This window comes from Gordonia sp. 11cp (genome assembly GCF_057767225.1).
Genome location: NZ_CM173437.1, coordinates 3,710,186 through 3,722,815 on the forward strand (window position 1 = coordinate 3,710,186; position 12,630 = coordinate 3,722,815).

Here is a 12,630-nt window from a genome sequence, read left to right on the forward strand (position 1 = left end):
CCAGGACCCTCGCGGCCGGTCGGTAGCCTGTCGGATGTGAGTGAAGCCGTGACAGAGGTCGTCGGACGATTCCTGGAAGACCGGCTGGGGGCGACGCCGCAGCGTGCGTCGGTGACGTTCCTGGGGGTCGAGCCGATCGACGTCCTGCGGTTCGTGACCGGCGACACCGACGATCGCGGCACGGTGGTCTACGTGACGTCGGGCTGTGCGCGGCACCCCATGTCCGATCCCACCGACCTGCATGCCGATCCGGTCCGTGGCCCCCGGGCCGAATTGGTCGTGCGCATGCGGTCGGGTACGCCGCTGCCGGGTCTGCACAAACGCATGGCGACGCTGGCGGCCGCGCCCGCGGTCGAGGGTCTGATCATCGCCGCCGACGCCCTGGTCGACCTCGGCGAACCCCTCTGGGACGGTTCCCCGTTCACCGCAGTGCTGCTCGAGGCCGACGAGCTGGGCATCGTCGAACTGCCCGAGCCGATGGACCCGGTCACCATGCTCCGGGCCATACCGATCACCGCCAACGAGGCCGCGTGGGTCCGACTGAAGGGTGCCGACGCGCTGCGGGAGGCGTGGCGCGAGGCGGGTATCGACGTGACCAGGCCCGACCGTTCGTCGGCGACACCGTCCTGAGACGGCCGGCGGATCGTCGGCGGACACATCCGTTCCCAGGTTTCGGAACGTATGACAGAGGGAACGTCTGAGCACGACATCACGGTCGGTCGGAAAGGTGAGGGTGCATGGAGTCACGGGGTGCAGGGACCATCGGCACGGCGGATGGGCGGTGCCCGGCGTGACGCTCACATCATCGTCGCCGACGACGACGACAGCCGCACGGTCCGATCTCGATGTCTATCTGCCGCAGCAGGACACGCAGCTGCTGATCGACACCCTCCGATCCCGCGGGGTCTCCGGCGCCCGTGTCCTCGATCTCTGCACCGGCAGCGGGGCCATCGCCATCGCGGCGGCCCGGGCGGGTGCGGCCGAGGTGACCGCGGTGGACGCCTCCCCGGACGCGGTCGCCTACGCGCGCCGTGCGGCAGCCGAAGCCGGCGTCCGGATCGAGGTGACACTCGGTGATCTCCGCCGTCACCGGGGTCGCTATGACGTGGTCACCTGCAATCCGCCCTATGTGCCGACCCCGCCCGAATCCGAGGCGGCGCTTCATCCGGCCGGGCCGTCGCACGCCTGGGACGCCGGCCTCGACGGCCGGGCCGTCCTCGACCCGCTGTGCGCACGCGTTCCCGATCTGCTGGTGCCCGGCGGCGCATTCATCCTCGTGCACTCGGAATTCGCGGACGAGGACGCCTCGGTACGCGCTCTGCGCGCCGCCGGACTGACCGCCGAGGTGGTGGCCGAACGGGTCATCCCATTCGGTCCGGTCCTCACCGCGCGCGCGGGCTGGATGGAGGAGTGCGGGATGCTCGAACGCAACCGCCGCATCGAGCGACTGGTCGCGATCGTCGCGGTCGCCCCGGGCGGTTCCGGCCCGAGGGGATGCCCGGCGTGAGTGGGGACGGCAAGCGCAACGTGGTGCGGGTGGTCCGCGGCGGACCCGTCCTCGTCTCCGGCCCCGTCGAGATCGAACTTCCCGACGGTGCCAAGGTCGAGTCGGATCGGTTCATGGTCGCGGTGTGCGCGTGTGGCCGCAGCAAGAACTATCCGCTGTGCGACACCAGCCATCGCAGGAAGCGTCGACGGACCGACTGACCCCCGGGGAGCTCAGATGCCGGGAAAGGCGCTCTCGCCGTTGTCCCAGGCGGACAGCACATACCGGTCGAGGGCGTCTTCGACGAACAGGAAGGCGCGGATCCCGAAGATCACGTCGGCCTCGGTGTCCGGCTCGGTGCGGATGAGATCGCCGACGACGTCGGTGCGCAGGATCTGCTCGTGAACCGCATCCGCCTCGACGTGTTCGCGATAGAAGCGTCGGCAGGCCTCCGGCGCGTCGAGCTGTTCCAGGCCCGCGAGCAGGCGCTGGGAGCCCGGGGGCGAGGTGATCTCGGTGGCCGCCAGATGTCCGACCGCGGCACCCCGGTACCGGCGATGGAGGCCGAACAGCGACATCAGGTTGACCGGTGTCAGGGCGACCCCGGGGACGGTGTCGAGATAACCGAGGTAGTCGGCGCTCAGATCCGCGGCCCGGAGCAGGTCGGCGAAGAGCTCCTGATGCACGGCGTCGCCTCGCCCGCCGCCGAACTCGTCGAACTCGACGGCGACATAGGCGGCCTTGGCGTGGCCTCTCAGACGCGGGATCGCCCACGCGTGCGGGTCGGCCTCCTTGAGGTGGTACAGCGAGCGCAGCGCGAACAGCTGTCGGTACTGCTCCCACGTCCCCGCGTCGCGGAGGCGGTACGAAGCGCCGTCGCCGTCGGGGTTCTCGATGCAGAGCTCGTCCATCTCGTGGTCGGCGGAATCGGCTGCGGTCGCGGCGGGCACGTCCCGGTGCAGGGCCGCGAGGAAGGGCCGCTCGAGCGCGGCCCGCACCGTGAGGAGCGCGGGGTTCCATTCCCACTCGACCTCGGCGTCGGCAAACCCCATGTAGTGCATCTCGTAGCAGAGGTAGAGGGCGAGCTGGAGGTCGTCGCCGTAGGGGTCGGCGTCGTCGACCGGCAACTCGGGAACCGACGCGGAGTCGGGATCACCCCGCAGGAGATCGATGACGATGCCCGACAGCGGTCCACGAGCACTCGGCAACTCGGGCCGTCGGAAGGCCGTGTCGTGCATCGTCGAGACGTCGACCATCGGATCAGCTGACACCTGCGAGTCCTCCTGTCGTGTCCGGGCGTCCGGTATCGCTGCGTGCAGCGAACGCGGACTCTTCCGGATAACCGAACCGGGCGCCACGCAAACCACCCGGATGTGACTGTGACCGTTGTCCCAGCATAGGGCCGCCGGTCGGCTCAGACGATCTCCCTGCGCAGGGACTCGTCGAGGGAGACGCGGACCAGCGCGGCCGCCAGGGCCTCGGGTCGCCCGTGGGCGAGGTCGGCGAGCCGGGCCGGATCGTCGGGCAGGCCGAGGTCGCGCGCCGCGGCGAGTGCGCGCTTGTCGAAATACGGTGTCGCCCAGTCCCACACCGACTGCACCTCGCGCAGGAAGATGTCGGCCCCGACCGGCCCGATACCGGTGAACCCCTGGAGCAGCTGTGCCGCGCGGGCGGGCTCGGACCCGGCCTCGTCGGCGAGGTGGCGCAGATCGCCGTGATAGTCGTCGAGAACCTTTTGTGCTGCCTCGCCGAGGCGGGTGGCGGTGCTCTCGTCGTAGCGGACGTAGTGGCCTCGGCCGAGGGCGTCGACGAGGCTCTGCCAGTCGGCCCGCGCCATCTTCTCCGGCGTGCGGTAACCGGCCGCGAACAATTCGCGGGCGGCTGCCACCGCGATGTCCGCGGAGATCCGGGTGCTCAGCAGCAGGGCGAGCACCAACAGTTCGAACAGCGGCGACGGCGTGTTCTTCAGCGTGATGCCGGCGTCCTCGGCGTAGGTGTGGCCGGCGCGGTCGAGCAGGGCCCGGGCCGTGTCGCCGGCGTGGTCGGTGCGGGTCATCGCGGCCGATTACCCGTCGCTGTGCCCGGGTAATCCTCCGCGCGGTCGCGGGTCACACGCCGGGTCACAACCAGTGACTGCGGCGGAACACCACGAACAGCACACTGCAGAGCGTGGCCAGGCAGGCGAGCACGACGGGGTAGCCCCACTCCTGATGGAGCTCGGGCATGTGGTCGAAGTTCATGCCGTAGATTCCGGCGACCATGGTGGGCACCGCGGCGATCGCGACCCAGGCCGAGATCTTGCGCATGTCGGTCGACTGCTGGATGCCGACCTTGGCGGCCGCGGCCTGCAGTAGTGAGGTGAGCAGGTCGTCGTACTCGAGGACGCGGTCGATGACGGTGGTGAGGTGATCGGAGACGTCGCGAAACTGGCGTCGGATCTCTTTGGGCACCAACGGGTTACCGCTCGCCGTCAAGCTCTGCAACGGTGCCGCGAGCGGCGTCACCGCGCGACGCAGTTCGAGCACCTCGCGACGCAGGAGGTAGACCGGGTCGATGTCGAGCGAGTGGCCCTGGCGGCCGAAGACGACCTCCTCGATGGCGGCGACGTCGGCGTCCATCCGGTCGCTGACCGCCAGGTAGGTGTCGACGACCTTGTCGGCGACGGCGTGCAAGACCGCGGTGGGGCCGAGGGCGAGTCGCTCGGGATGGGTTTCCAGACGGCGCCGCAGCTCCGACAACTCGGTGTGCTCGCCGTGCCGCACGGTCAGGACGAAGTCGGGTCCGGCGAAGACCATGATCTCGCCGGTCTCCACGACCTCGCTGGCCAACGCCATCGTCTCGTGCTCGACGTACTGCACGGTCCGCAGGACCAGGAACTGGGTCTCGTCGTACACCTCGAGTTTCGGTCGCTGGTGCGCGTGTACCGCATCCTCGACGACGAGTTCGTGCAGGCCGAACGTGGCACCGACGTCGGCCATCTGCGCGTCGTCGGGGGCGTGCAACCCGACCCACACGAAGCCCTCGCCCGCTGCCCGCACCCGGGCGAGGCCCTCGGTGTAGGTGACGCGGCCGGGCTGTCGGCGACCGTCGATGTAGACCGCGCAGTCCACGATCGCCCGAGCCACCGGGACACGGATCTGCGGGAGCGGTCGGCGTTCGCGGCGTGGGGACAACCCGCGCGGACCGGGCCGGGGGAGCGACGGCATGAGTGCCGATGGTACCCGGCGGCCTCGTTCGGGCGCGGAGCTGTGCTGGGGATACGGTGGCGGGGTGCCTGAACGTCTTGTCCGCAAACGTCTCGTCACGCTGGCCGGCCTGCTCGTGGTCCTCGCGGTGGTGATCGCCGGATGCGCCGACGACGCCTCGTCCCCGCCGCGTGGGCTGGTGATCGGCTCGTCGGACGACCCGGCGATGCGGGTGATGGCCGAGATCTATGCGGGGGCGCTGCGCAACTCCGGCTCCGTGGTGTCCGCCGACCAGCTCCGCGGTGACGTGCCGACCCTGCTGGACGAGATGGATCGCGCCGGACTCGATCTCTTCCCGGCCTTCACCGGGGAACTGCTGACGATGCTCTCCCCGTCGTCCACCGCGATCGGTGCCGAGGACGTCTACCGCGACCTCAACCGCGCACTGCCGCAGGGTGTTTCGGTCGGTGACGAGACGCCGGTGGCAGCGGCTCCGCAGATCTTCGTGTCGACGACCCTAGCGGGCGACGTCGGCGCCACCGGCCTCGACGATTGTGCGCGACTGCCCTCGGGACTGCCGGTCGCGGCCGTCGCCGAACCCGACGAGGCGACCATGCGTGCCTTCGCCGACGCGGGCTGCGTGTTCGGCCCGGTCGAGCTCGCCGCGACGTCCGAGGACGTGCTCCGTCGCGCCGCCGGCGGCACGGCTGTCGGTCTGCTGACGCCTCTCGAGCTCGCCGGCGAGAACGCCGAGGGCGCGTCCTCGGAGGTGCAGGCGCTCCGGACCACGCCGGGCGGCGGCGACACCGCGGACGGTGCGGTCGACGCGGACGCCGACCAGGGGGACCCCTCGGGCCCGCGGGCGGAGGTCCTCGTGCCGGTGTTCCGTTCCGCGGCGCTGAATCGCGACCAGGTCAAGGCGATGAACAAGGTGGCGGGCGAGATCACCACCGCCGATCTCGCCACCATGTCCGCCGAGGTCGACGGTGGGGCGGACCCGCGCGATGTGGCCCTGGCCTGGCTGGGCGAACACGGGCTGTAGACACGACACGGCCTGCCGGACACGACACGGCCTACCGGACACGACACGGCCCTGCCGGACACGACAAACGCCGTGGCACCAACACGCCCCCGACCGCGTGTTGGTGCCACGGCGTCGCCGGCTCACCTGAGGTGTCAGGCGGCCTTCGACATCGCCCAGCCGGTGAGCTTCGCCGACACCCACTGGTACTTCGACGCGACCAGGCGCACCGCGAGGTCGAGGATCTTGGCGTCGGTGCCGACGAGGATGCGTGCCTTGTTCTTGCGTACGCCCTCGATGATCACCTCCGCGGCGTCTTCGCTCGTCATACGGGCGAGATAGCGATCGAAGAGCGCCGCCGTGGCCTTCTGGTCGTGGTCGCCGGACACGGTGGCGTTCCGGGCGATCGCGGTCTTGATGCCGCCGGGGTGCACACAGGACACCTGCACCGGGTGCTTGGCGACGATCATCTCCTGGCGCAGCGCCTCGGTGAACCCGCGCACCGCGAACTTCGCGGAGTTGTAGGCGGCCTGTCCCGGTTCGGCGAGCAATCCGAACAACGACGACGTGTTCACGATGTGCCCGTCGCCGGAGGCGATCACGTGGGGCAGGAATGCCTTGGTGCCGTTGACGACTCCCCAGTAGTCGACATCCATCACCCGTTCGATGTCCTTGAACTCGGTGCGCTCGATCTCCCCGTGGTGGGCGATGCCCGCGTTGTTGAAGACGACGTTGACCACGCCGAAGTGCTCGGCGACGGTGTCGGCATAGGTGAGCACGGCTTCGCGCTCGGCGACGTTGAGCAGCTGCGAATGAACCTCGGCGCCGGCCTCTTTCACCAGCTTCTCGGTGACGGCCAGGCCGTCGGGGGTGACGTCGGAGATGGCCAGCCGCGCACCACGGCGCGCGAGCTTGACCGCGATGTCACGGCCCATTCCCGAACCGGCGCCGGTGATCACGACGACCTTGCCGCGAAAGTCCTTCATGTGTTGTCTCCTGTGAGTGGGTGCGGTCGGTCAGGCGTTGGCGGTGGCGGGCGAGTCGATGTCCTCGCCGGTGGCGGAACCGGCCGACACGGCGGGTGCGACGGGTTGCCGGGCGCCGCGGGTGACATCGTAGGCGGCGACATCGAAGGACCGGGTCGCCTGCCGGAACGCGAAGGTGAAGCCGGGCCACAGCGTCGTGATGTTGCCGTTGGCGTCCTTGTACCAGGAGGCGCACCCGCCGTTCACCCAGACGCTGTTGCGGAGCTTGTGCTGGATGCCCGCGTTGAACTCCTGCTGGGCGGCGAGCTTCACCTCGGTCCGGGTGATGCCCAGCGCGCGAGAGGTTTTCAGGTAGTCGACGAGGTAGTTGAGCTGCGACTCGATCATGTAGACCATCGAGGTGTGGCCCAGGCCGGTCGACGGGCCGACCATGAGCATCATGTTCGGGAAGCCGTGGACGAACGAGCCCTTGTAGCCCTGCATGCCGATCTCGCTCCACACCTGCGCGAGGCTGCGGCCGTCCTTGCCGATGATCTTCTCGAACACGGGGGAGTCGGTGACGTGGAATCCGGTGGCGACGACGATCACGTCGACCTCCCGGACGGTGCCGTCCTTGGCCACGATCCCGGTCGGGGTGATCCGGTCGATGCCGTCGGTCACCAGATCGACGTTGGGCCGCGCGAGCGCCGGGTACCAGTCGTTGGAGCGCAGGATTCGCTTACAGCCCACCTGGAACGTCGGAGTCGCCTTGCGGCGCAGTTCGGCGTCGCGGCCGATGCCGCGCAGGATGTTGGCGCGGCAGAGCAACTCGACCGGCTTGAGCGACTTCGGTGAGTAGGTGAGGCCGAACGCCACGACCTCGTTGGCGGCGTAGATCCCGCCGCGGACCGCGGACTGGTACCCCGGGACGTTCTTGTAGGCCCAGTGTTCGACCGAGCTGTAGGCGCGCTCTGTGCGGGGCACGATCCACGGTGCGGTGCGCTGGTAGACGTCCAGACGGCCGGCGACCTTCGCGACCTCGGGGACCAACTGGATGGCCGATGCCCCGGTGCCGATCACGGCGACCCGCTGACCGCCGAAGTCGTGGTCGTTGTCCCAGCGTGCGGAGTGCACGATCTTGCCCTCGAAGGACTCGATGCCCTCGATGTCGGGGAGGTTGGGTTCACAGAGCGGGCCGACACCGCCGACGAGTACCCGCGCCCGGACCTGGTCGGTCGTGCCGTCCCGGAGGGTGTCGATGATCCACCGGCCCTCGTCCTCGTTCCACTCGGTCCGGGTCACCTCGGTGCCGAATCGGGCCTTGGCGGGGATGTCGAACTTGTCGGCCACCCCGTTGATGTAGTCGTGGATCTCGGGCTGGTGCGAGTACGACCGCGACCACGTGGGGTTCTTCGCGAACGAGAAGGAGTAGAGCTGTGAGGGCACGTCGCAGGCCGCGCCGGGGTAGGTGTTGTCGCGCCAGGTCCCGCCGAAGTCGCGACCGCGATCGAGGAGGACGAAGTCGTCGAAGCCGTTCTGCTTGAGACGGACCGCGGCACCGAGACCCGAGAAGCCGGCACCGATGATGGCGATCTCTACATCGTTCGTTGTCATGGTGTCACCATAGGGTGGTACTGAACACGTGTCAATAGCTATTGAACGAGACTCAATAGGAGTAGTCTGGCCGGGTGGCCAGAGGACGAGGAAGTGCACAGTGTCGGTGATCAACGGCAAGACGATCAGCGGCGACCCGATCGGCGGCGACGCCGGCGACCGGCGCGCCCCGCACAAGCGCACGCGGATGAGTCCCGAGGCGCGTCGCGACCAGCTCATCGAGTACGGCCTCGCCATGGTCGGGGATCGGCCGCTCGAGGAGATCACCATCGACGCGATCGCCGACGCCGCCGGGGTGTCGCGGGCGCTGCTCTTCCACTACTTCGCCTCGAAGCAGGAGTTCCACGTCGCGATCGCGCAGGCCCAGGCGGACCGGATGCTCGCGCGTACCGAGCCGGACGAGTCCCTGGGTGATCCGATAGCGATCCTGTCGGCGTCGATGGCCGCGTTCGTCGACTATGTGAGTGAGAACCGCACCGCCTACACCACACTGATCCGCGGAGCCTCGAGTTCGGACGCCGCGATGCGGGAGGTGTTCGATCGCACCCGCGAGGTGATGGTCGCCCGGGTTCTCGACCACGCTCCGGTGTTCGGGGTCGAGGTGACCCCGGTCGTCGTGATGAGCGTGCACGGCTGGATCGCCTTCGTCGAGGAGACGACGATCCGGTGGCTCACCGCGGAGACGACCGAGGCGCCGACGCTCACACGGGACGAACTGCTCGCCCTGATCACCGCCGCGCTTCCCGCCCTCGCGGCGGCGACCATCGGCTAGCTGCCGGCGCAGCGGATCAGATCCGCCGGCCGCCGGCCGGGCCCGTATGCCGCGTGGCTACTGGCTCCGACCGTCGTCGCAGGAGCAGGCCGAGGCCCACCATCCCGACGCCAAGCACGAAGTGCAACCAGTTGTCGGCCGTGTTCACCGGTACGAAATTGGCGGCACTGTGGTGGTCGATCAGCAGTCCGTACACCCAGAGCACCAGGTACACGGCACCGCCGGCCACGAGATAGAGGAACGACGAGGACGCCGTGCGGGACATGAGCACACCCGCGACGCCGAACAGCAGGTGGACGATGTTGTGCAGGATCGACACCTGGAAGATGCCCAGCAGTGCGGCCTCGGAATGATGACCGGCGAACGTCAGGGTGTCGTAGTCCGTGGTGATGCCTGGGATGAACCCGAGGATGCCGACCAGCAGGAACACGATGCCGACTGCCAGCGCCGCGGTCCGGATCGGTGAACGTGTCAGTCGCGAATTCTCCGATGTCATGAGGATCGCCTCCGAGAGATGCCGGTTCGCCGCGGCGGGCTCTTCACCGTGGCGGGTGGACCGCAGAGGAGTATCCGCCCACCGGTGTCCCGAAACCTGCTCGTGAGGCGGTCAGAGACCGACGACCCGCGCGGTGTCGGGCCCGACGGCTTGCTCGAGAACATCGACACCATCGGTGTCCGCGAGTTCGGCGCCGGCGCGCAGCGTCCCGACGAGTTCGTCGGTGAACCGGCGGATCGTGCGGTGGGCGGTCAGCGTGTCGGGATGCCGGGCACGAAGCGCCAGTCCGTCGCCGGTCCGTGAGATCCAGAACTGCGCGTCGTCGGCGGTCGTCGCATTGGAGATGTGGTGGGCATCGATGGCCCGGTGCCGATCCGCACCTGGGAGCAGCCGGTAGTCGACGTAGGACACCATGAAGATGTCCGCCCGCGTGCGGCGTAGTCCGCCCATCGCCTCGATGACCTGCGGAACGGGTACCTCGCCGAGCGCGACGGCCCGACGCAGCTCCGGTCCGGTGCGCCGGATCGTCTCCACCAGATCCCCGGTACCGACGACCCGCAGCGGCGCATTGGTGGTGAACCAGCCGACGGCGTCGCGCCACTTCTCCTCCCGACGCGTGTGCATCGGGAACAGCAGAGGTAGTTCTGGCCCGCCGCCGCAGCGGCGCACCGCGTCGGCCATCGCGGCCAGCGTTCCGCCGAACACGCTCGCACCGTTGCGTCGGCACAACTGGGCGAACCGCTCCGTCGCAGCCGAATCCAACAGCGTGCGCACCTCGGTGGCCTGGGCCGCGATGGCCCCGGGTTCGACACCGAGATCAAGGGGAAAGGTGGGCAGCGCGCCGTCCCGGTCGTCGAAGAAGCGGAGCCATTGGCGCATCCGGGGATCGGACAGCGCGACGGGGGGTGCGGATGACTCGGCTGCGCAGAAGTCGACGAAACTACCGCTCATGGCAGTCGCTGAGGGATCGAAAGAACCTCCGTGGCAACGGTATCCGTCATACAAGCGGTGCAGGTCGTCGATCACGATGGAGATCGAGTAGGCATCCACGTGGCAGTGGTCGAATCCGCAGATGATCGTCGACGCGTCGTCGCGGTCGATCGCGGCGAACAGGTACGCCGGGTAGCCGAAGGGATGACATGCGCGGTCGAGGGTGTCGCGGAGCCGATCGCGCAGGACGGTGTCGGAGGACGTGTCGATCACGGTGTCGATGCGGAGTACGAGGTCGTCCGGATCGTAGGAGTGGCGCCGGACCCCCTCCGGCCCGGTCGAGAACGACGACCGCAGGGTGCCGTGCCGTGCGATGAGGGCGTGGTAGGCGGAGCCGAGCGCGGCGCGGTCGACCCGGCCGCGGACCGTGAACGCCGCGGCCAACCACGTACTCGAGTCCCCGGCGGTGGCCAGGTGCACGGTCTGGTTGAACGACGGTGGCACATCGGAGATCTCGGACCGTGCGGCAGAGGTGTCCACGGTCCAGCACAACAGCTCACCCGCGGGCGGACCATAGCGATCGATGGTGGTGACGTGCACTCGTCCTCACGCTCCTCTGCGCAGAGCCGCGGCGCCGGGGTCGGATGGCCCTGCCGCAACCGCCGGCCCGTGGATCTGCCGGTCGCCGGCTGCGGCGATGTCGGTGACGATGTCGCGCAGGTGGTGGTAGTAGGGGCGCGCCACCGACTCCGCAAACGGCGTCCCCGGGATCTGGCTGCCCAGGTAGAGCTCGTCGTGGTCGCGGTTGATCCACGCCGACGCGTTGGCCGTGCGGCCCTCCCCGGTGAACAGGGCGCCGCGCCGGAAAGCGTCGCGCGACGTTCCGGGAAACCATCGGAAATCGATGTACGACAGCAGGTTCGGGGCAGTGACGATCGCGTCCGGGGTGGCGCCCGCGGCGGCTATGGCGGCGAGCGCGGCCGCCACCGGCACCGCCGCGAGGTCGCGCGCGCGCCGGCGGGCCGCGTGGGCGGCCGGGATCAGTTCGGCGAAGGTGGATGCGCCGGTCATGGAGAACTCGACCGGTGCGAAGCTGCAGAACCATCCCTGAGACGTGGCGTAACCGTCGAGGGCGACCCGGGTGTTGAACACCGTCATGCCGTAGTAGTCCTCGGCGCCGGCCAGTTCCCGGTCGGCGATGGCGATGGCCGCGTAGACGCCGTCGATGAAGCGACCTCCCGCCGCGCGGCAGGCGGCGTCGAAGGCGACGATCCCGGCACGGTCGAGCAGCGAGACCTCGACACCGGTCACCTGCGCGGTCTCACCCGGACCCAGGCCGAGGTCGAGAGGGAAGCGGGGCATCTGCAGGTCGTGCCGACGGAAGATGTCCTGCCAGGCGCGGGTCTGCGGGGTTCCGGCCAGATGCGCGGCGGTCGCTTGCTCCTCGGCCGCGGCGTAGGCGAAGTAGCCCCCGGCGGGCGCCGCCGCCTCGGTCTGCATTGCCTCGGTCTGCATTGCCCCGGTCTGTATTGCCTCTGCGGCCACCGCGTCGTCGGGCTCGTCGGCCCGCACCAGTTCGGCGTAGATCTGCGCGATCTCGTCGAGGGCGAGGGCCTGTGACGCGCCGTCGGAGAGGGCGTGGTCGCACGCCAGGAAGATGGCGAAACCGCCCGGCCGGCTGATGGCCCCGAAGGCGAAGCCGGGGAAGGTGTCGCTGGGGGTCTCGCGGTCGAAACGATCGATGAGATACGGGTGCACGTCGTCGACGGTCGCCAGTCGGCGGTCGACGTGACCCTCGAACTCGATGTCCGACGAGTCGACGAGATGAGCGGTGACCTCCCCGTCGCGGCACTCGAACCAGGTGCGCAGTACCTCGTGACGCCGGACGAAAAGGGTCAGGGCACGTCCGAGGGCGGCGGTGTCGAGGTCGCCGTCGATCTCGGTGCCCGATCCCAGGTATCCGCGATGGGTGCGACCCGCCGCCCGGGCCAGCTGGGCACCGCGGACGTGGTTCTGCGCCAGGAACGTGACCGGCGCCGCGTGGGCGAGGGCGGTCGTGGCGGCCTCGCGGCACGCTTCGGTCGGGTCGAAGCGAACTGCGGTTCCCGGTTGCGGGCGCCAGTTGCCCATTGCCGTGATTCTCATCGGGTCCTCTCGTCGA

13 protein-coding genes are annotated in these 12,630 nt (G+C 69.3%); 5 read left to right on the top strand and 8 right to left on the bottom strand.

Annotated features, from left to right (window positions below; all coding sequences use genetic code 11):
• Window positions 1-36: 36 nt before the first annotated feature.
• From AC3B6C_RS16625 to AC3B6C_RS16635, 3 genes are all read left to right on the top strand, one after another.
• Entirely contained in the window at window positions 37-630 is a 594-nt protein-coding gene (locus AC3B6C_RS16625; RefSeq protein ID WP_044506403.1) for a suppressor of fused domain protein, read from the top strand.
• Between the two features lie 160 nt (window positions 631-790).
• Window positions 791-1,507, top strand: coding sequence for a HemK2/MTQ2 family protein methyltransferase (locus AC3B6C_RS16630; RefSeq protein WP_488373508.1), 717 nt, complete (start codon window positions 791-793; stop codon window positions 1,505-1,507).
• On the top strand, window positions 1,495-1,707 hold the full coding sequence (locus tag AC3B6C_RS16635; RefSeq protein ID WP_010842930.1) for a CDGSH iron-sulfur domain-containing protein: 213 nt from the start codon (window positions 1,495-1,497) through the stop codon (window positions 1,705-1,707). Before AC3B6C_RS16630 ends, AC3B6C_RS16635 begins: the two co-directional genes overlap by 13 nt.
• 12 nt (window positions 1,708-1,719) lie before the next feature.
• Here AC3B6C_RS16635 and AC3B6C_RS16640 read toward each other — a convergent pair whose 3' ends face one another.
• From AC3B6C_RS16640 to AC3B6C_RS16650, 3 genes are all read right to left on the bottom strand, one after another.
• Entirely contained in the window at window positions 1,720-2,742 is a 1,023-nt protein-coding gene (locus AC3B6C_RS16640) for an iron-containing redox enzyme family protein (protein ID WP_488376287.1), read from the bottom strand.
• 158 nt (window positions 2,743-2,900) lie between these two features.
• Window positions 2,901-3,542 (bottom strand): HhH-GDP family DNA glycosylase, encoded by a 642-nt coding sequence (locus AC3B6C_RS16645; protein ID WP_488373509.1) that lies wholly within the window; start codon window positions 3,540-3,542, stop codon window positions 2,901-2,903.
• A 64-nt stretch (window positions 3,543-3,606) separates the two neighbouring features.
• Complete coding sequence (locus AC3B6C_RS16650; protein WP_488373510.1) at window positions 3,607-4,692, bottom strand: magnesium and cobalt transport protein CorA; 1,086 nt, start codon at window positions 4,690-4,692, stop codon at window positions 3,607-3,609.
• A 64-nt stretch (window positions 4,693-4,756) separates the two neighbouring features.
• Between AC3B6C_RS16650 and AC3B6C_RS16655 the strand changes: the two genes are divergently transcribed.
• Complete coding sequence (locus tag AC3B6C_RS16655) at window positions 4,757-5,713, top strand: type 2 periplasmic-binding domain-containing protein (RefSeq protein ID WP_488373511.1); 957 nt, start codon at window positions 4,757-4,759, stop codon at window positions 5,711-5,713.
• Window positions 5,714-5,847: 134 nt separating this feature from the next.
• Here AC3B6C_RS16655 and AC3B6C_RS16660 read toward each other — a convergent pair whose 3' ends face one another.
• Complete coding sequence (locus AC3B6C_RS16660) at window positions 5,848-6,678, bottom strand: SDR family NAD(P)-dependent oxidoreductase (protein WP_014926309.1); 831 nt, start codon at window positions 6,676-6,678, stop codon at window positions 5,848-5,850.
• A gap of 30 nt (window positions 6,679-6,708) precedes the next feature.
• Window positions 6,709-8,271: a flavin-containing monooxygenase gene (locus AC3B6C_RS16665; RefSeq protein WP_488373512.1), complete on the bottom strand. Its 1,563-nt coding sequence runs from the start codon at window positions 8,269-8,271 to the stop codon at window positions 6,709-6,711.
• Window positions 8,272-8,458: 187 nt separating this feature from the next.
• Between AC3B6C_RS16665 and AC3B6C_RS16670 the strand changes: the two genes are divergently transcribed.
• Window positions 8,459-9,043 (top strand): TetR/AcrR family transcriptional regulator, encoded by a 585-nt coding sequence (locus tag AC3B6C_RS16670; protein WP_231632654.1) that lies wholly within the window; start codon window positions 8,459-8,461, stop codon window positions 9,041-9,043.
• A 16-nt stretch (window positions 9,044-9,059) separates the two neighbouring features.
• On the opposite strand, the gene AC3B6C_RS16675 is transcribed toward AC3B6C_RS16670, so the two are convergent.
• The 3 genes from AC3B6C_RS16675 to AC3B6C_RS16685 form a co-directional block, all read right to left on the bottom strand.
• Window positions 9,060-9,539, bottom strand: a complete 480-nt coding sequence (locus AC3B6C_RS16675) for a DUF4383 domain-containing protein (RefSeq protein WP_010842938.1) — start codon at window positions 9,537-9,539, stop codon at window positions 9,060-9,062.
• 111 nt (window positions 9,540-9,650) lie between these two features.
• On the bottom strand, window positions 9,651-11,069 hold the full coding sequence (locus AC3B6C_RS16680; protein ID WP_488373513.1) for a condensation domain-containing protein: 1,419 nt from the start codon (window positions 11,067-11,069) through the stop codon (window positions 9,651-9,653).
• A gap of 6 nt (window positions 11,070-11,075) precedes the next feature.
• Window positions 11,076-12,614, bottom strand: coding sequence for a condensation domain-containing protein (locus AC3B6C_RS16685; protein ID WP_488373515.1), 1,539 nt, complete (start codon window positions 12,612-12,614; stop codon window positions 11,076-11,078).
• Window positions 12,615-12,630 lie beyond the last annotated feature (16 nt).